The sequence below is a fragment of the Variovorax sp. GW821-FHT10C12 genome (genome assembly GCF_059415405.1).
Map to the genome: position 1 here is coordinate 53,938 of NZ_JBWKNE010000011.1, position 16,595 is coordinate 70,532.

The 16,595-nt window shown below is 69.6% G+C and carries 20 protein-coding genes and 1 tRNA gene; 12 read left to right on the forward strand and 9 right to left on the reverse strand.

Annotated features, from left to right (window positions below):
- Positions 1 to 24 precede the first annotated feature (24 nt).
- Genes AC07OH_RS29345 through AC07OH_RS29370 form a run of 6 tightly spaced genes read left to right on the forward strand, consistent with a single transcriptional unit; the run spans position 25 to position 4,365 of the window.
- Entirely contained in the window at positions 25 to 426 is a 402-nt protein-coding gene (locus tag AC07OH_RS29345) for a VOC family protein (protein WP_070063818.1), read from the forward strand.
- Positions 423 to 1,238, forward strand: coding sequence for an ABC transporter ATP-binding protein (locus tag AC07OH_RS29350; RefSeq protein ID WP_495303042.1), 816 nt, complete (start codon positions 423 to 425; stop codon positions 1,236 to 1,238). The genes AC07OH_RS29345 and AC07OH_RS29350 overlap by 4 nt, the downstream gene beginning before the upstream one ends.
- Positions 1,239 to 1,281: 43 nt before the next feature.
- Positions 1,282 to 2,175, forward strand: coding sequence for a 4-hydroxy-tetrahydrodipicolinate synthase (gene dapA, locus AC07OH_RS29355; protein WP_083259398.1), 894 nt, complete (start codon positions 1,282 to 1,284; stop codon positions 2,173 to 2,175).
- Positions 2,176 to 2,181: 6 nt separating this feature from the next.
- Positions 2,182 to 3,024 carry an alpha/beta hydrolase gene (locus tag AC07OH_RS29360; protein WP_495303043.1) on the forward strand — a complete coding sequence of 281 codons (843 nt, stop codon included), beginning with the start codon at positions 2,182 to 2,184 and terminating at the stop codon, positions 3,022 to 3,024.
- A complete protein-coding gene (locus tag AC07OH_RS29365; RefSeq protein WP_095950090.1) occupies positions 3,021 to 3,611 on the forward strand; it encodes a malonic semialdehyde reductase in 591 nt (196 codons plus the stop codon). Before AC07OH_RS29360 ends, AC07OH_RS29365 begins: the two co-directional genes overlap by 4 nt.
- 10 nt (positions 3,612 to 3,621) lie before the next feature.
- On the forward strand, positions 3,622 to 4,365 hold the full coding sequence (locus AC07OH_RS29370) for a sulfite exporter TauE/SafE family protein (protein WP_495303044.1): 744 nt from the start codon (positions 3,622 to 3,624) through the stop codon (positions 4,363 to 4,365).
- A gap of 46 nt (positions 4,366 to 4,411) precedes the next feature.
- On the opposite strand, the gene AC07OH_RS29375 is transcribed toward AC07OH_RS29370, so the two are convergent.
- Complete coding sequence (locus AC07OH_RS29375; RefSeq protein ID WP_495303045.1) at positions 4,412 to 5,347, reverse strand: LysR substrate-binding domain-containing protein; 936 nt, start codon at positions 5,345 to 5,347, stop codon at positions 4,412 to 4,414.
- A gap of 68 nt (positions 5,348 to 5,415) precedes the next feature.
- Between AC07OH_RS29375 and AC07OH_RS29380 the strand changes: the two genes are divergently transcribed.
- A complete protein-coding gene (locus AC07OH_RS29380) occupies positions 5,416 to 6,621 on the forward strand; it encodes a pyridoxal-phosphate dependent enzyme (protein ID WP_495303046.1) in 1,206 nt (401 codons plus the stop codon).
- Complete coding sequence (locus AC07OH_RS29385; protein WP_495303047.1) at positions 6,618 to 7,586, forward strand: tripartite tricarboxylate transporter substrate-binding protein; 969 nt, start codon at positions 6,618 to 6,620, stop codon at positions 7,584 to 7,586. Before AC07OH_RS29380 ends, AC07OH_RS29385 begins: the two co-directional genes overlap by 4 nt.
- Before the next feature lie 21 nt (positions 7,587 to 7,607).
- On the opposite strand, the gene AC07OH_RS29390 is transcribed toward AC07OH_RS29385, so the two are convergent.
- Positions 7,608 to 8,309 (reverse strand): YggS family pyridoxal phosphate-dependent enzyme, encoded by a 702-nt coding sequence (locus AC07OH_RS29390; protein ID WP_495303048.1) that lies wholly within the window; start codon positions 8,307 to 8,309, stop codon positions 7,608 to 7,610.
- Between the two features lie 51 nt (positions 8,310 to 8,360).
- Between AC07OH_RS29390 and AC07OH_RS29395 the strand changes: the two genes are divergently transcribed.
- The 3 genes from AC07OH_RS29395 (at position 8,361) to AC07OH_RS29405 (ending at position 11,544) form a co-directional block, all read left to right on the forward strand.
- On the forward strand, positions 8,361 to 9,404 hold the full coding sequence (locus AC07OH_RS29395) for a type IV pilus twitching motility protein PilT (protein WP_056576373.1): 1,044 nt from the start codon (positions 8,361 to 8,363) through the stop codon (positions 9,402 to 9,404).
- Positions 9,405 to 9,433: 29 nt separating this feature from the next.
- Positions 9,434 to 10,570 carry a PilT/PilU family type 4a pilus ATPase gene (locus tag AC07OH_RS29400; RefSeq protein ID WP_489062094.1) on the forward strand — a complete coding sequence of 379 codons (1,137 nt, stop codon included), beginning with the start codon at positions 9,434 to 9,436 and terminating at the stop codon, positions 10,568 to 10,570.
- A gap of 65 nt (positions 10,571 to 10,635) precedes the next feature.
- Positions 10,636 to 11,544: an NAD(P)-dependent oxidoreductase gene (locus AC07OH_RS29405; RefSeq protein WP_319357697.1), complete on the forward strand. Its 909-nt coding sequence runs from the start codon at positions 10,636 to 10,638 to the stop codon at positions 11,542 to 11,544.
- A 30-nt stretch (positions 11,545 to 11,574) separates the two neighbouring features.
- On the opposite strand, the gene AC07OH_RS29410 is transcribed toward AC07OH_RS29405, so the two are convergent.
- The 3 genes from AC07OH_RS29410 to AC07OH_RS29420 form a co-directional block, all read right to left on the reverse strand.
- The gene (locus AC07OH_RS29410; RefSeq protein WP_489062091.1) at positions 11,575 to 12,369 is read right to left on the reverse strand and encodes a BON domain-containing protein; all 795 of its coding nucleotides are present in this window, start codon (positions 12,367 to 12,369) and stop codon (positions 11,575 to 11,577) included.
- Entirely contained in the window at positions 12,366 to 13,016 is a 651-nt protein-coding gene (locus AC07OH_RS29415; RefSeq protein ID WP_495303049.1) for an SIS domain-containing protein, read from the reverse strand. Before AC07OH_RS29415 ends, AC07OH_RS29410 begins: the two co-directional genes overlap by 4 nt.
- Before the next feature lie 85 nt (positions 13,017 to 13,101).
- Entirely contained in the window at positions 13,102 to 13,473 is a 372-nt protein-coding gene (locus AC07OH_RS29420) for a YraN family protein (RefSeq protein ID WP_319357700.1), read from the reverse strand.
- Positions 13,474 to 13,520: 47 nt separating this feature from the next.
- Here AC07OH_RS29420 and rsmI point away from each other — a divergent pair, with 47 nt between their 5' ends.
- On the forward strand, positions 13,521 to 14,474 hold the full coding sequence (gene rsmI / locus AC07OH_RS29425) for a 16S rRNA (cytidine(1402)-2'-O)-methyltransferase (protein WP_495303050.1): 954 nt from the start codon (positions 13,521 to 13,523) through the stop codon (positions 14,472 to 14,474).
- 13 nt (positions 14,475 to 14,487) lie between these two features.
- Here the strand turns inward: rsmI and AC07OH_RS29430 are convergent, their stop codons facing one another.
- From AC07OH_RS29430 to AC07OH_RS29445, 4 genes are all read right to left on the reverse strand, one after another.
- Positions 14,488 to 15,216 (reverse strand): glutathione S-transferase, encoded by a 729-nt coding sequence (locus AC07OH_RS29430; RefSeq protein ID WP_495303051.1) that lies wholly within the window; start codon positions 15,214 to 15,216, stop codon positions 14,488 to 14,490.
- Between the two features lie 89 nt (positions 15,217 to 15,305).
- Complete coding sequence (locus tag AC07OH_RS29435) at positions 15,306 to 15,533, reverse strand: hypothetical protein (RefSeq protein WP_307588173.1); 228 nt, start codon at positions 15,531 to 15,533, stop codon at positions 15,306 to 15,308.
- A 161-nt stretch (positions 15,534 to 15,694) separates the two neighbouring features.
- A tRNA-Arg gene (locus AC07OH_RS29440) sits at positions 15,695 to 15,769 on the reverse strand.
- Positions 15,770 to 15,811: 42 nt separating this feature from the next.
- Positions 15,812 to 16,486, reverse strand: coding sequence for a TetR family transcriptional regulator (locus AC07OH_RS29445; RefSeq protein WP_495303052.1), 675 nt, complete (start codon positions 16,484 to 16,486; stop codon positions 15,812 to 15,814).
- Positions 16,487 to 16,595 lie beyond the last annotated feature (109 nt).

Consider the following 16,595-nt stretch of genomic DNA (forward strand, 5'->3'; position numbering starts at 1 on the left):
GATTTCAACTCAGGAGACATCCCCATGGCCAAACTGCGTCACATCGCCCTCGCCGTTCCCGATCCCCAGAAGGCGGCCAAGTTCTACAGCGAGGTCTTCGACCTCACCATCGTCGAGCCCACGCACTCGCCCATCGCCGACGGCGTGTACCTCACGGACGGCACCATCTGCCTGGCGCTGCTGAACTACAAGACCGACGAGGCGGCAGGCCTTGAAAAGGGCAAGGACTGGATCGGCACGCACCACTTCGGCTTCTGGGTCGACGACCTGGACGCGCAGCGCAAGGCCATCGAGGACCACGGCGGCACCTTCTTCATGGACCTGCCGCACGACAAGAAGAGCCTGTACTACGAGATGAAATTCCGCGACCTCGACGGCGTGGTCTTCGACATCTCCGAAGGCGGCTGGGTGGGGGCTCGCAAGTGAAGCCTGGGACCGTGGCCACCGGCGAGCCGCCGGTGCGCGCCCCCGGAGCCATCGACACAGCGATCGGCGTCAGCCGCGTCGCCAAGACCTTCGACGCGCGCCACAGCGTGCGCGCGCTGGAGCAGGTCGACTTCACGGTGCAGCGCGGCGAGTTCGTCTCGATCCTCGGACCGAGCGGCTGCGGCAAGAGCACCCTGCTGCGCATCGTGGCCGGGCTGATCCAGCCCGACGCGGGCGGCGAGGTGCGTGTGCTGGGCCACCTGCAGACGCGGATGTCCGACGATGTGGGCGTGGTGTTCCAGACCCACAACATGCTGCCGTGGGAGACCGTGGAAGCCAACATCCGCCTCGCGGCCGAGGTGCGCAAGCTGCCGAAGAAGGACATCGACGAACGCGTGGAAGCGCTGCTGCCGATCCTCAAGCTGGAGAAGTTCCGCCGCAACTACCCGCACGAACTCTCGGGCGGCATGCGCCAGCGCGCGGCGCTGGGGCAGATCCTCGTGATGCGGCCCCAGGTGCTGTTGCTCGATGAGCCCTTCGGCGCGCTCGACGCGCTCACGCGCGACCAGCTCAACGTCGAGCTGCTGCGCCTGTGGCAGGAGATGCGCCAGACGGTGATCCTCATCACCCACAGCATCTCGGAAGCCGTCTTTCTCTCGGACCGCGTGCTCGTGATGTCCGAGCGGCCGGGGCGCATCGTCGAGGACATCCGCATCGACCTGCCGCGCCCGCGCGACCCGCGCACCACCAAGGAAGCGGCCGCCTTCGGCCACTACGTGGTGCAGCTGGGCCACCTGATGGGCGTCGACTGACGCCGCCCGTCGCCCCCTCTTCGTTCTTCTTCCGGAGCTCTCTTTGAACCTCTCGAAATTCCACGGCGTGGTGCCCGCCATGGCCACGCCTTTCACCGCCGACCACCGGCTCGACGAAGCCCGCGTCGGCGAGCTGATCGACAGCTACATCCGCGCCGGCGTGCACGGCATTTCCGTCGCCGGCAGCCAGGGCGAGTTCTTTGCCCTGGAGCGCGACGAGCACATCCGCCTGCTGGAGCTGTCGATGCGCGCCATCGACGGCCGCGTGCCGCTGTACGCCGGCACCGGTGGCGCCACCACGCGCGACGCCATCGCGCTCACGCAGGCCGCCGAAGCCCTGGGCGCCGACCTCGCGCTGGTGATCACGCCGTACTTCGTGCAGCCCACGCAGGACGAGCTGGTGGCCCACTACACCGCCGTGGCGCGCGCGACGAAGCTGCCGGTGATGCTCTACAACAACCCACCGCGCACCGCCGTCAACGTGCTGCCCGCCACGCTCGCGCGCTGCATGCAGGCGGCCGACAACATCGTGGGCATGAAGGACTCGGGCGGCGACCTCACGCAGTCCATCGAGTACCTGCTGACCGCGCCGCGCCCCGCGCTGCTGTTCTCGGGCCGCGACACCATCGCGCTGTCGATGATGTTCCACGGCGCGCAGGGCACCATCTCGCCCGCCGCCAACGTGTTCCCCGAGCTCATGGTGCGCATGTACGACGCGCTGCGCGCCGGCCGCCACGACGAGGCGCTGCGCGTGTCGAACATCTTCGCGCCGCTGCGCGCGGCCTGGGCCTGGGGCTCGTTCCCGGTCGTCATCAAGGAAGCGATGACGCTCGCGGGCCGCAGCGCCGGGCCGACGCGCCCGCCGGTCGCGGCGCTGCCGGAGAAGGTGCGCGCCGACCTGCGGGCCGTGGTCGAGCGCATCGGCGCCAGCGCGTAACCCACCATGCCGCCGAACCCCACGGCCGGCGACGGCGAGCGCCGCTACAACGCGCGCCTGGCCGTCCCGCACTATCAGGACATCTTCGACGGCTGGGCACGCGCGTCCGCCGCGGTGCGCGAGCGCGCCCGCGCGCGGCTCGACATCGCCTACGGGCCGCACGCGGCCGAGCGCCTCGACCTGTTCCTGCCCGAGGGCCGCCCGCGCGGCACGCTGATGTACATCCACGGCGGCTACTGGCGCTCGCTCGACAAGAGCGACGCCTCGCTGGTCGCGCCGCCCTTCACTGCCGCCGGCTACGCGGTGGCGGTGGTCAACTACGCGCTGTGCCCCGCAGTGAGCGTGGAGACCATCGTCGCGCAGATGCGCAGCGCGGCAACCTGGCTCGCCGCGCACCACGCGCAGTGGGACGCACCGCCCGGACGCCTGTTCGCCTGCGGCCATTCGGCCGGCGGGCACCTGGCAGCGATGCTGCTGGCCACCGAACCCGAAGTGAAAGCCGCCGTCTGCATCAGCGCGTTATACGACCTGCGCCCACTGCTCGACGTGCCGTCGGTGATGGAGGCCACGCGCTTCACGCCGCACAGCGCAGCGGCCCTGAGCCCGGCCCTGTTGCGACCGGTCTCTGCCGCGCCCCTGCTCACCGCGCTGGGCAGCGAGGAGAACGCCGGCTTTCACGAACAATGCGGGATCATCCGGCGCCAGTGGCACGACGTGCACGCCGGCCACATCGACTGCCCCGGCCACGATCACTTCTCGATCCTCGACGCATTGACGCAGGCCGACGGCGCCATCGCCATCGCGGCGCTTCGCCTGATGCGGTCTTTCGACGACACACCTTCCCCATGATTCCAGACAGCGCCCTCGACACCCTCTTTCGCCAGGCCCGCTCCCACAACGGCTGGCTGCCCCGACCGGTCAGCGAAGCGCAACTGCGCCAGATCCACGAGCTCGTGAAGTGGGGTCCGACCTCGGCCAACTGCTCGCCGATGCGCGTGGTCTTCGTGCGCACCGACGAAGGCCGCGAACGCCTGCGGCCGCTGCTCTCGCCCGGCAACGTCGACAAGACGATGACGGCGCCCGTCACCGCGATCCTCGGTTTCGACACGGCCTTCTACCGCGAGCTGCCACGGCTCTTTCCGCACCGGCCGTCGATGCAGGACGACTTCACGGGGCCCGACAAGGAGGCGCACGCGATGCGCACGGCCTTTCGCAACGCGAGCCTGCAGGCGGCCTACTTCATGCTCGCGGCCCGCGCCATCGGGCTGGACTGCGGGCCGATGTCGGGCTTCGACGCAGACGGCATGGACGCGGCCTTCTGGCACGGCACCTCGGTGCGCACCAACTTCCTGTGCAACCTCGGCCACGGCGACCCCGCCAAGCTGTTCGAGCGCCACCCGAGGCTCGCGTTCGAAGAAGCCTGCCGCTTCGCCTGAGGGTCGCACGATGCTTGTCGATGCGACGTTGATCGCCGCCGCCTTCGTGGCGGGCACCCTGAACGCGGTGGCCGGCGGCGGCAGCTTCCTGACGCTGCCGGCCCTGGTGTTCGCGGGCGTGCCGGCCGTCAGCGCCAACGCCACGGGCACGCTGGCGCTGCTGCCCGGCTACCTGTCGGCGGCCTGGGGCTTTCGCGGCGACACCCAGCCACCGCCCGGACTGTCCATGCGGGCGCTGGTGCTGCTCTCGCTGCTGGGCGGCAGCGCGGGCGCCGCGCTGCTGCTGATCACGCCCGATCACACCTTCCGCCGCGTCGTGCCGTGGCTGCTGTTGCTGGCCACGCTGCTGTTCGTGCTGGCGCCGCGCCTCACGGCTTCGCGGCAGGCGGGCGCGCGCAGTCCGGCGGTCGCGAGGGTCTCGGTGCTCGCCGTCACGGTCTATGGCGGCTACTTCAACGGCGGGCTGGGCATCCTGCTGCTGGCGCTGTTCGGCCTGCTCGGACAGACCCGCCTGCTGGCCGCCAACGGGCTCAAGAACCAGGTGTCGGCGCTGCTCACGCTGATCGCGGTCGCCCTCTATGCCTGGGGCGGCCTCATCGCCTGGCGCGAGGCCGCGACCATGGCCGGCGCCGCACTGCTCGGCGGCTACCTGGGCGCACGCGGCGCGCGGCGCCTGCCGCCGGCCTGGCTGCGCGCGGGCATCGTCGCCACGGGGCTGACGATGAGCCTGCTGTTCTTTCTTCGCTCCTCGTGAAGGCCCGATGGACGCTGGCGCATCGGGTGGCGATGCGCCCACGCGTTCACACGCCGATGCGCTTGAAGGTGTTCGAGCGCAGCAGCCCGATGAAAGCCTGGCTCGCGCGGCTGGCGCGGTAGGTCGTCCCGAAAGCCAGGCAGGCACGGAACATGAGCGCCGGTTCGAAAGGCACGCTGGCCAGGCCCTGGTTGTGGAACTTGTGCGCCACGATGGGATTCGTGATCGCGATCCCCGCGCCGGCCAGTGCCAGTTCGCATTGCGTGAGGCTGTAGGGCGTGCTGATCGCGGGCTGCCAAGGCACGCCGGCGTCGACGAAGCTGCGCCTCATCTCGGCGCATGCGGGGGCCGGCGGAGAAAGCGCGATGACGGCTTCGCCCGCCAGGTCAGCAGGGACCAGAACCGCCCGCCGCGCCAGGCGATGGCTGACCGGCATGGCGCAGACGGCGGGCACCTCGTAGAAGCTCGAGGCCGTCAGCCCGGCCAGGTCGACCTCGTCGCTGAGCACCGCGAAGTCCGCCTTGCCCGCCAACAGCGCGTGGCGAATGCTGCGTGAACTCTCCACCATCAAGGTGAGGCGGATCGTGGGAAAGCTCTGCCTGAACTGTCCCACCGCTTCCGGCAGCACCGCGGTGGCCAGCGCATGCAGGCATGCCACCGTCAGTTCGCCCTTCGCCGGCGAGCGCAATGCGTCCAGGCGCGCGCCGACGCGCTCCATGGCGCCGAACACCTCGTCGATGTCGCCCACCAAGGCCTGCGCGGCCGCCGTCGCGGCAACGCGGCCATGACGCCGGGTGAGCAGCTCGACACCGCAGTCGCGCTGCAGCTGCGACAGCGTCTGCGTCACCGACGGCTGGCTGACGTGCAGCGCCTGCGCCGCCCGGCTCAGCGAGCCCAGTTGCACCACGGCCCGCAGCACTTCGAGCTGGCGCAACGTCGGTGTCCAGTCGGGGGCCGGGGCGGAAGGGGTCTGACGGGTCATAAGGCCAACTTATATACCCTAAGGCCCGCTGGCTGGCCGCGCTGCGGTGCGCTGCCTAGACTGCCCGCATGCCTTTTCCCGCCCCCCAAGACTTGCAGCCCGCGCATCGCAGCGGCTTGCGCTGGAACCCCGCTCTCGAGGGGCTGCGCTGCCTCTCGTGCGGCACGCTCTATCCCGTCTCGTTGCGCCACGATGGCTGCGCGAAGTGTGCCGCCGACGGCCGCCACGTGAGCCTGGCCGCCTCCTATGCGGGCGCTCCTGGCCAGGGCATCTCGCTGCCCTTTCTCGGTTTCGCGCAGCAGACACTGGCCGGGACCTCGCGCTCGCTGCCGGCGTTCGCCCAGGCCCTGGGCGTCGCGCAGCTCACGGTGCACGACGAAAGCCGCAACCCCTCGGGCTCGCACAAGGACCGCATGTCGGCCTTCGGCGTGGCGCACGCGCTGCTGGCCGGCGCCGACACGCTGGCGCTGGCCTCGAGTGGCAACGCGGCCCTCTCCGCAGCGGTCTACGCGCGCGCCGCCGGCCTGCGCTGCGAAGTCGCGACATACGCCGACATGCCGCCGCCCTATGTCGACGCGCTGGAAGCTCAGGGGGCCGTGCGCTTCGTCTTCCCGGACAACCAGGGACGCTGGGACCACGTGGCCCGCCGCGCCGGTGACACGGGCGTCCTGCCGTTGACCAACTATCACCTGCCCGCCTTGGGTGGCGCACCGCTTGCCATCGAGGGCTACAAGACGATCGCGGCCGAAATGGCCGCCTGGAGCGCGTTGCCGGACCACATCGTGGTGCCGACGGCACGCGGCGATCTGCTCTGGGGGATCTATCGCGGCCTGTCGGAACTGCAGGCCGCGGGACGCATCCGGGCCATGCCTCAGCTGTGGGCCGTGGAGCCGTTTCCCCGCCTCTCCCTGGTCTTGAACGGGGCCTCGCTGCACGCCTCCCACCCCGGCCAGACCGTCCAGTTCTCGACCGCCGGCGCCACGACCACGTGGCTGCAGCATCAGGCCGTCACCGCAACGGGCGGCGGCGCGGTGGCGATCGACGACGCGACGGCCCGGCGGGCCAGGGTCAGCTGGCAGGCCGTGGGCAGCCAGCCCGAGCTTTGCGCGGCCGCGACCCTGGCCGCCGCGCAGCAACTCGTCGCCACGCAGCGCATCGACCCGTCCTCGCACGTGTGCCTGGTGCTGACCGCCAATGCCACGCGCGACCCGGCGTGGCCGGACCCGGCCACCACCCCTTCCTTGTTCGAACCCTCCCACGGAGTCCCCGCATGACGCTGCATCCCTCCCGACGCCAGGCCGTCCTTGCGCTCCTTGCCGCCGGCCTCGCAGGCCGGGCGAGCGCCCAGGCCGCGCCGATCAAGATCGTGGTGCCCTGGGCGCCGGGCGGCAGCACCGACGCCATCGCACGGGTGCTGGCGCAGCGGCTGTCGGAAACCATGGGCCGCACCGTGCTCGTCGACAACAGGCCGGGCGCGGCCGGGCAGATCGGCACCGATTCGGTCGCCAAGGCGCCCCCCGACGGGAACAGCCTGCTGATCGTGGAGTTGCCGCACGCCATCGCACCCGCGGTGACGGCGAAGCTTCCCTATGACCTCCTGCGCGACTTCGCGCCCGTCACGCTGCTGGGCACGACGCCCCTCGTTCTCTTCACCAGTGCCGATTCCGGGGCGCCCACCGACTTCGCGAGTTTCGTGGCACGCGCCAGGAGCGAGCCGCCGCTCGCGCTGGCCCACAGCGGCGCCGGGACCATCAGCCACCTGTCGTCCGAATTGCTCGCCGCGCGCAGCGGATTGAAGTTCACCCTCGTGCCCTACAAGGGCTCCGCGCCGGCACTGGTCGATGTCGCGGGCGGCATCGTCGCGGGGCACTTCTCGTCGCTGGCAGCCGGTGCGTCGCTCTACCAATCGGGCAAGCTGCGCGCCCTCGCCGTCACTTCCGCGAGCCGCATCCCCCTGCTGGCGAACGTGCCCACGCTGAAGGAACTCGGTGTGCGCGACATGGAGATCGACCAGTGGTGGGCCCTGGTGGCGCCGGCGCAGGCCAACGCGGACATGCTGGAGAAACTGCGCTTGCAGGTCTCAGCGGTCATGGCCCACCCCGGTGTGAAGGACAAGCTCTCGTCGCTGGGCATCGTGCTGCGCTTTTCCTCGTCCCGGCCCGAGTTGGCCGAGTTCATGCAGGGCGAAGTTCGACGCTGGGGTGCCGTCGCGCGCGGGCTCGCCTTGAAGCCGGAATAGGCCCGCGGGTTGCCGGCAGTTTCAGGCCGGCTTGCGCGCCCTGCCGCCGAAGATCGCCGTCCCGACCCGCACCATCGTGCTGCCGGCGCTGACCGCCGCCTCGAGGTCAGTGCTCATGCCCAGCGAGAGCGTGTCCAGCGCGATGCCCGCCGCGCGGATCGATTCAAACACCGCGTGCGCGCGCAGGCACAGTTCGCGCTGCGCCGCGAAATCCGCCGCCGGTTCGGGGATCGCCATGAGCCCGCGCAGCTGCAGTTGTGGCAAGGCCGCCACAGCGCGTGCCAGCGCCAAGGCTTCTTCCGGCGGCACGCCGGACTTGTTCGCGCCGCCGTCCACGTTGACCTGCAGGCACACCTGCAACGGCGGCAGGTGGGCCGGCCGCTGGGCCGACAGGCGCTCGGCGATCTTCAGGCGGTCGATGCTGTGGACCCAGTCGAACTGCTCGGCCACGGGCCGTGTCTTGTTGCTCTGCAGAGGGCCGATGCAGTGCCATTCGAGCCCCGCGCGCAGGTCGGCCAGCGCGGCGATCTTGTCCAGGCCCTCCTGCACGTAGTTCTCGCCGAAGGCCGCCTGGCCGGCCGCGTGCGCCTCGCGCACCGCCTGCGGCCCGAAGGTCTTGGACACCGCCAGCAGGCGCACCGCCAACGGGTCGCGCCCGGCGTCTGCACAGGCCTTGTCGATCCGGGCCCTTACTTGCTGGAGGTCGTCGCCAATCATCGTCATAATCTTCCGAATTCGTATCAAAACGTCACTAAAGCCTGCCTGAGGAGCCCCGTGGACATCACCCAACTGCTGGCGTTCAGCGTCAAGAACAAAGCCTCCGACCTGCACCTGTCGGCCGGCCTGCCGCCGATGATCCGCGTGAACGGCGACGTGCGCCGCATCAACGTCGATGCGCTGGACCACAAGGCGGTGCACGCCATGGTGTACGACATCATGAGCGACACGCACCGCAAGCACTACGAAGAGTTCCTGGAGGTCGACTTCTCGTTCGAGATCGACGGCCTCGCGCGCTTTCGCGTGAACGCCTTCAACCAGGCACGCGGCGCGGCGGCGGTGTTCCGGACCATTCCCTCGAAGATCCTCACGCTCGAGCAGCTCAACGCCCCGAAGATTTTCGGCGAACTCGCGCTCAAGCCGCGCGGGCTGGTGCTGGTGACGGGCCCCACGGGTTCGGGCAAGTCGACCACGTTGGCCGCGATGGTGAACTACCTCAACGAGAACGAGTACGGTCACATCCTCACGGTGGAAGACCCGATCGAGTTCGTGCACGAATCGAAGAAGTGCCTGATCAACCAGCGCGAAGTGGGGCCGATGACGCTGTCGTTCTCGAACGCACTGCGCTCCGCCTTGCGCGAAGACCCGGACGCGATCCTGGTGGGCGAGTTGCGCGACCTCGAAACCATTCGCCTCGCGATGACCGCGGCCGAAACGGGCCACCTGGTGTTCGGCACGCTGCACACCTCGTCGGCCGCCAAGACCATCGACCGGATCATCGACGTGTTCCCGGGCGAGGAAAAGGAAATGATCCGCGCGATGCTGTCCGAATCGTTGCAGGCCGTGATCTCGCAGACGCTGTGCAAGACCAAGGACGGCCAGGGCCGCGTGGCGGCGCACGAGATCATGCTGGGCACGCCGGCCATCCGCAACCTGATCCGCGAGGCCAAGGTCGCGCAGATGTACTCCACCATCCAGACCGGCCAGGGCTCGGGCATGCAGACGCTCGACCAGAACCTGACGGAGCTGGTGCGCCGCAATACGATCTCTGCCGCCGAAGCGCGCGGCAAGGCCAAGATCCCAGAAAACTTCCCCGGCTGATTCGAACAGCCACCCGGAGCACAGACATCATGGAACGCGATCAAGCCAGCCAGTTCATCAACGACCTGCTCAAGCTCATGGTGAGCCGCAACGGCAGCGACCTGTTCATCACCGCCGACTTCCCGCCGGCCATCAAGGTCGACGGCAAGGTCACCAAGGTGTCGCAGCAGGCGCTGGGCGCACAGCACACGCTGGCGCTCACGCGCTCGATCATGAACGACCGCCAGACGGCCGAGTTCGAGCGCACCAAGGAGTGCAACTTCGCGATCTCGCCGACCGGCATCGGGCGCTTTCGCGTCAACGCGTTCGTGCAGCAGGGCAAGGTCGGCATGGTGCTGCGGACCATTCCCGCCAAGCTGCCGACCATCGACGGCCTGGGCATGCCGCAGGTGCTGAAGGACGTGGCGATGACCAAGCGCGGCCTCACCATCCTGGTGGGCGCCACGGGCTCGGGCAAGTCGACCACGCTGGCCGCGATGATCGACTGGCGCAACGAGAACTCCTACGGCCACATCGTCACGGTGGAAGACCCGGTCGAGTTCGTGCACCCGCACAAGAACTGCGTGGTGACGCAGCGCGAAGTGGGCATCGACACCGACAGCTGGGAAGCGGCGCTGAAGAACACGCTGCGCCAGGCGCCCGACGTGATCCTGATGGGTGAAATCCGCGACCGCGAGACCATGGAACATGCCGTGGCCTTCGCCGAAACCGGCCACCTGTGCATGGCCACGCTGCACGCCAACAGCGCCAACCAGGCGCTGGACCGCATCATCAACTTCTTCCCCGAAGAGCGCCGCGCGCAGCTGCTCATGGACCTGTCGCTGAACCTGCGCTCGCTGGTGTCGCAGCGGCTGGTGCCCACCGAGGACGGCCAGGGCCGCGTGGCGGCGGTCGAGATCCTGCTGAACACGCCGCTGATCTCCGACCTGATCTTCAAGGGCGAGGTGGGCGAGATCAAGGAGATCATGAAGAAGAGCCGCAACCTGGGCATGCAGACCTTTGACCAGGCGCTGTTCGACCTGTTCGAGGGCAACGCGATCAACTTCGAAGAAGCGATCCGCAACGCCGACTCGGCCAACGACCTGCGCCTGCAGATCAAGCTCAACAGCCAGCGCGCGCGCAGCTCCGACCTGGCGGCCGGCACCGAGCACTTCGCGATCGTCTGAGGCCGCCCCGCCGGTGCGTTCGTGGGGCGCGCCGGCTTTCTTTCTTTGGCTTTAAGCTGTCGGCCATGAGCAGCATCAACCCCCGCACCTACGAATCCGTTCCCGCCCAGACGGTGGCCTTCCTCGGCCTCGGCGTCATGGGCGGGCCCATGGCCGGGCACCTGGCCAAGGCCGGCCACACGGTCACGGTCTACAACCGCACGCCCGCCAAGTCGCAGGCCTGGGTCGCCGAGTTCGGCGCGCCCGGCCGCCACGCCCCCACGCCGCGCGAAGCCGCGGCCGGCGCCGACATCGTGTTCTGCTGCGTCGGCAACGACGACGACCTGCGCTCGGTGGTGCTCGGCGACGACGGCGCCCTCGCCGGCATGAAGCCCGGCGCCGTGCTGGTCGACCACACCACGGCCTCGGCCGACGTGGCGCGCGAGCTGTCGAAGGCGGCGCTGGCGCGCGGCCTGCACTTCATCGACGCGCCCGTGTCGGGCGGCCAGGCCGGCGCGCAGAACGGCGCACTCACCGTGATGTGCGGCGGCGATGCGGCCGTGTTCGAGCGCATCAAGCCGGTCGCGATGGCTTTCTCGCGCGCGGTCACGCTGCTGGGCGAGAGCGGCGCAGGCCAGCTCGCGAAGATGGTCAACCAGATCGCCATCGCGGGGCTGGTACAGGGCCTGTCGGAAGCCATCGCCTTCGGCCAGCGCGCCGGCCTCGACATGGAAGCCGTGCTGGGCGTCATCGGCAAGGGCGCGGCCCAGAGCTGGCAGATGGACAACCGCGGCAAGACCATGATCGCCGGCAAGTTCGACTACGGCTTTGCGGTCGACTGGATGCGCAAGGACCTGGGCCTGGTGCTCGACGAAGCCAAGCGCAACGGCGCGCGCGTGCCGGTGACGGCGCTGGTCGACCAGTTCTATGCCGACGTGCAGCAGGCCGGCGGCAGGCGATGGGACACCTCGAGCCTGATCATTCGGCTCAAATGAAAAAAGCCCGCGGAAGCGGGCTTTCTTGTTTCAGCGGACCGGCGCGGTGGTCGCACCACCGGACGGCGCCGGCAGCGGCTCCATCGGCGGCAGCGGCACGCGCGAACCCGAGGAGGCACCCGGCGTCGACGGCGTCGCGTTGCTCACCGGTGCCGGGCCCGTGCCGCCACGCTGTGCCGCGGCCTGGTTGGCCGCCTGGCTCGCGGCGAGGTCGGCCTCGCTCACCACCTCGACCACGCGCACGACCTTCGCCACGCCCGTCACGCCGCGCGTGATCTCGGTGGCGCGGTCGGTCTCGCGCCGCGTGGCGATGCCCATGAGGTAGACCGTGCCGCGCTCGGTCACGACCTTGAAGGAGTTGGCGAAGATGTCCTTGGCGTCGAGCAGCGAGGCCTTCACCTTGCCGGTGACGTACAGGTCGTTCGAACGGTCCTGGAAGGTGCTCGGGGCGCCAATGGTGAGCTCGTTCACCACCGAGCGCACGTTGACCACGCGGCTCACTTCGTCCTCGACGCGGCGGCGGTCGGCGTCGTTGCCGACGGCGCCGGTCAGCAGCACCTGGCGGTTGAAGCTGGTGACGCTCACGTACATGTTGTCGTTGGCGATGTCGCGCACGCGGGCCGCAGCACGCAGCTCGATGCCCTGGTCGTCCAGCTGGGCGCCCGAGCTGCGGCGGTCGGTCGCCACCATGCCCACGCCCACCACCGCGGCGCCGCCCACGACGAGCGGCACGCAGGCGGACAGGCCGCCCACCAGAGCGGCGCCGAGGGTGAGCGCCAGAGCGAAACGTTGGGTCGAGGCCTTGGTCAGGGTCGTCATGGTCATGAGGAAACTTCCTGTTCTCCGAGTAACTGGGCATCCACACCGTCGCACAGGCAATGCAGCGCGAGCAGGTGGATTTCGTGAATGCGCGCCGCACGCTCGTGCGACACGCTGATCTGGACGTCGGTTTCGCGCAGCGCGCGGCCGATGGTGCCACCTGTGCCGCCCGTGCCGCCGACGCCCGGCGCTGCCGTTGCCAGCCCCGTGGCGGCGTTGCCGAGCAGCGCCACCACCGTCATGTCGCGCTCATGCGCGGCGAGCACGGCGGCCAGCACCGCGGACGAATGCCCGCTGGCGCTGAGCACCAGCAGCACGTCGCCGGCCTGGCCGAGCGCGCGCACCTGGCGCGCGAAGCGGTCGGCATCGGCGGCCTGCGGGCTGTCGGCCGCCGGGTCGGTGGTGTCGCCGGGCAGCGCAATGGCGCCCAGCTCGGGCCGCTCGCGTTCGAAGCGGCCCACGAAATTCGAGGCGAACTGCGCGGCCAGCAGGCCCGACACGCCGGCGCCGCAGGCCAGCACCTTGCCGCCGCTGGTCACGCAGGCCAGCAAGGCCTGCATCGCTTGAGAGATGGGTTTGCTGAGGACCGGGCCGGTCTGGTATTTGAGGTCGGCACTGTCAATGAAGTGCTGCTGAATCCGTTGCTCGAGCATGGGGCGCGATGATAACTGGGGGTCGTGAAACAAGACGTTTGAGTGGTGGAGCCTTCAGCAAGGCTTCAGTTCCCTGGCGGGTGCGTCAGCCGGCGTCGAAGGCGGCTTTCAGCCAGGTGATTTTCTCCTCGATCAGCACCACATCGAAACGGCACGGCGGCAATGCGCGCAACCGGCCCAGATAGTGCCGCGCGGCCAGCACGATGCGCCGCTGCTTGCCCGCCGTGATGCTGCCGCCCGCGCCGCCGTGCGAGGCCGCGCTGCGTTGGCGCACCTCGACGAACACCAGCGTGCCATCGCGCGGATCGCGCATGATCAGGTCGACCTCGCCGCCGCCGCGCCCCGGCGTCCGATAATTGCGCGCGACCGGCACGAGGCCGGCCCGGCGCAGGTGGTCGAGCGCGGCGTCTTCCGCCGCATCGCCGCGATGCTTCGTCGTCGTGGTGCTTGTCGTCATGGCTCCCTGCCCTGTTTTTTGTTTTCGCTGCCCTACGGAGAAACCTCTTGGCTTCACTCGCCCCTGCTTCCTTCGGCGCCGCCCTGCCGGCCGCGCACGACGCCGCGGGCGCGCAGCATTATCCGCAGGGCACGCTCTACGTCGTCGCCACGCCGATCGGCAACCTGGCCGACATCACGCTGCGCGCGCTGCATGTGCTGCAACTGGTGGACGTGATCGCCTGCGAGGACACGCGCCACACACAGACGCTGCTGCGCGCCTACGGCATCGACCGCCCCGGCGCACGGCTGCTCGCGGTGCACCAGCACAACGAGGCCGAGGCCGCACAGGCCGTGGTCGCGCGGCTCGCGCAGGGCGAGCGCATCGCCTACGTGAGCGACGCCGGCACGCCCGGCGTGAGCGACCCCGGCGCGCGCCTGGCGGCCGCCGTGCGCGCGGCCGGCCAGCGCGTGCTGCCGCTGCCGGGCGCGAGCAGCGTCGTCACGCTCGTGAGCGCGGCGGGGCTGGTGGCCGACGGCGGCGAGAGCAACGCGCACAACAGCAGCGCCTTCGTGTTCGCGGGTTTCCTGCCGAGCAAGGCCGGCGAGCGCGACACCGCCGTGCAGGCCCTCGCGCAGGAACCGCGCGCCGTGGTGTTGCTCGAAGCGCCGCACCGCATCGAAACCCTGGCCCGCGCACTCGCCGTGCTGGGCGAGCGCCGCATCACCGTGGGCCGCGAGCTCACCAAGCAGTTCGAAGAGATCGCCACCGTGGCCGCCAGCGCGCTGCCCGAGTGGTTCGGCGCCGACCGCGACCGCACGCGCGGCGAGTTCGCATTGGTGCTTCACCCCGTGGCCGTGAGCGGCGACGGCGGCGCGGAAGGCGAGCGCGTGCTGCGCCTGCTGCTGGCGGAACTGCCGGTGAAGACGGCCGTGAAGCTGGCGGCCGAGATCAGCGGTGCGCCGCGCAACACGTTGTACGAGCTGGCGCTGCGCATCCGCAACGAAGCCGGCGCACGATGACGGCGCGTAACCCTCAACCGTCCAGCTCGGCGTAGCGCCGAAAGATCCCGTCCTCGTTGAACGCGATGCGACGCGGGCTCTGCAGGTAATCGTGCACGCGCTGGCGTCGCCGGATGTTGGCGTGCAGCTTCACGACAGCGGGCGTATCGGCCAGCGCCCGCGCAGCGGCTTTCGGAAAGGCGTACTGCAACCCATCCACCAGCTGGAACAGCGACAGATCGGCATAGGTCAGCACGTCGCCGACCAGGTGCAGGTCGCCCGAGGGGTTGCGCTGCAGCACCTGCTCGAACCAGTTCAGGAATTTCGGGATGCGCGCCTCGCGGAAGGCGCGCGCACGCTGCACGGCCGCGTCGCGCTGGTCTTCGTAGTAGTCGCCGGTCGAGATCGGGTGATGGGTGTCGTGCGCCTCGGCCACCGCGTCGGCGATGGTGAGCTGCAACTGGTGGGTCCACAGGCCGTCGGATTCGCCGATGCCGGCCAGCCCGAGCTTGGGGCCGAGGTACAGCAGGATCGCGGCGGTCTGACCGACCACGATGTCGCCGTCGACGAGGAACGGCGGTGCGAACGCGGCGCGCGGGTTGCCGGGGTCGCCGAGCCGTCGGCCCAACGCGGACTCGCCACCGCCTTGCGAGACGGGCAGCCGCGCGACATCGACGTAATCGGCGCCCGCTGCTTCGAGTGCGAGCCGCACGAATTCGCCGCGGCCCTGGATCGTGGGCCAGTAATGCAGTTGGTATGCCATGCGGCCATGGTGGCAGGGCCGGCGGGGCGCTGCAACCGGCGGCCGGCTGCGAGAAAGCTCAGATCAGGCGGCGAAGGCGCGCGGCCGGTTCACCAGAACTTCCACCACGGACGCGGTGGCTGGCGCAGGGCCAGGGGGCGGGTGTCCAGGTCGGCGCTCTGGCTCGGCGGCATCGAATCGCCGAAGCGGCGGCGCATCTCGGCCTCCAGGGCATGTGCGATGCCACGGGCCTGTTTCTCGCCGCGCAGCGCGCGCCGACGCCATTCGGCGGCGTGTGCTGCGAGGCTGGTTTCGTCCAGTTCGGAGAGCTCCATCATGCGGGGAATTTTTACATGCGTGCGTCCGGGTGACAGGGTGCAACGGCGTGTCACGGCCCGGTCGCGCGGATCTCCGGATCGGCCTTGTCGCGCAAGGCCGCGCCGGGTCGGGGAAGAAGTGAAAAAACCGGAAGCCCTTGCGGAATTTCCGGTCTTGAAGGTGGTCCCGCCGCCAGGAATCGAACCTGGATCTCAGCCTTCGGAGGGCCGAATTCTATCCGTTGAAATACAGCGAGAGGGGTGCTCCGGAATGCACCGGAGCCACACATTATGGCCTATCAGGCCGCGGCGGTTTCCGCGTCCTGCGCCGTCGGGACGCCACCGGCCGGCGTGCGCGGGAAACCGAGCCCGGCCAGGTAGACGCGGAAGGTGCGCCGGCCGGTCGACACGAGGTCGAAGGCCGTGGGGTCGAGCAGCCAGTTCTGGATCAGCCCGCCCATCAGGGCGTGCATGCCCTGCGCAGCAACCGCGCCCGGCAACGGCAGCCGGATGCGGGTGCGCCGCGCGGCCAGCCGCAGGGCCTTTTCGAAATCGATCACGCAGGCGTTGCGCGCGTCCAGGTGGCGCTGCTGCACCGAGGCCATGTCATGCGTGTACTCGACCTTGTGGGTCGCGATGTCGAACACGCGCCGCACCTGCGGGTCGGCGACCATGAGCGTCAGCGCGTGGATCAGGCCTTCCTCGATCTCGACCAGCGGATCGTCGCTGCCTCCGGGAGCGTCGCTCTTGGGCGGCGTTTCCAGCGGCAGGATCACGCGCTCCATCATGGCGTTGAACAGGTCGGCCTTGTCCTTGAAGTGCCAGTAGATGGCGCCCCGCGTCGCGCCGGCCTGCTGCGCGATCTGCTGCAGCGTGGTCTGCGAAACACCTTGCGCCTGAAACAACAGCTCTGCGGCATCGAGCAATCGATTCCGCGTCGCCAGTGCTTCTTCCTTCGTACGACGTGCCACCAAGTCTCCTGATTTGTAAAGCGAACGCCCTTTGCGTATCGTGGGGCCATTGCATGGCTGTCACTATACATCCATGAATGTATGTAAACTAGCGCGCTTCTCGGATGGCCCA

Coding starts and splice junctions, on each gene's coding strand:
- AC07OH_RS29385 (WP_495303047.1), top strand. CDS start 6,618: ATGACGCTGCATCCCTCCCGACGCCAGGCCGTCCTTGCGCTCCTTGCC.
- AC07OH_RS29420 (WP_319357700.1), bottom strand. CDS start 13,473: ATGACGACAAGCACCACGACGACGAAGCATCGCGGCGATGCGGCGGAA.
- AC07OH_RS29435 (WP_307588173.1), bottom strand. CDS start 15,533: ATGATGGAGCTCTCCGAACTGGACGAAACCAGCCTCGCAGCACACGCC.
- AC07OH_RS29410 (WP_489062091.1), bottom strand. CDS start 12,369: ATGACCATGACGACCCTGACCAAGGCCTCGACCCAACGTTTCGCTCTG.
- AC07OH_RS29430 (WP_495303051.1), bottom strand. CDS start 15,216: ATGGCATACCAACTGCATTACTGGCCCACGATCCAGGGCCGCGGCGAA.
- AC07OH_RS29405 (WP_319357697.1), top strand. CDS start 10,636: ATGAGCAGCATCAACCCCCGCACCTACGAATCCGTTCCCGCCCAGACG.
- AC07OH_RS29375 (WP_495303045.1), bottom strand. CDS start 5,347: ATGACCCGTCAGACCCCTTCCGCCCCGGCCCCCGACTGGACACCGACG.
- AC07OH_RS29380 (WP_495303046.1), top strand. CDS start 5,416: ATGCCTTTTCCCGCCCCCCAAGACTTGCAGCCCGCGCATCGCAGCGGC.
- AC07OH_RS29345 (WP_070063818.1), top strand. CDS start 25: ATGGCCAAACTGCGTCACATCGCCCTCGCCGTTCCCGATCCCCAGAAG.
- AC07OH_RS29415 (WP_495303049.1), bottom strand. CDS start 13,016: ATGCTCGAGCAACGGATTCAGCAGCACTTCATTGACAGTGCCGACCTC.
- AC07OH_RS29370 (WP_495303044.1), top strand. CDS start 3,622: ATGCTTGTCGATGCGACGTTGATCGCCGCCGCCTTCGTGGCGGGCACC.
- AC07OH_RS29360 (WP_495303043.1), top strand. CDS start 2,182: ATGCCGCCGAACCCCACGGCCGGCGACGGCGAGCGCCGCTACAACGCG.
- AC07OH_RS29390 (WP_495303048.1), bottom strand. CDS start 8,309: ATGACGATGATTGGCGACGACCTCCAGCAAGTAAGGGCCCGGATCGAC.
- AC07OH_RS29400 (WP_489062094.1), top strand. CDS start 9,434: ATGGAACGCGATCAAGCCAGCCAGTTCATCAACGACCTGCTCAAGCTC.
- AC07OH_RS29365 (WP_095950090.1), top strand. CDS start 3,021: ATGATTCCAGACAGCGCCCTCGACACCCTCTTTCGCCAGGCCCGCTCC.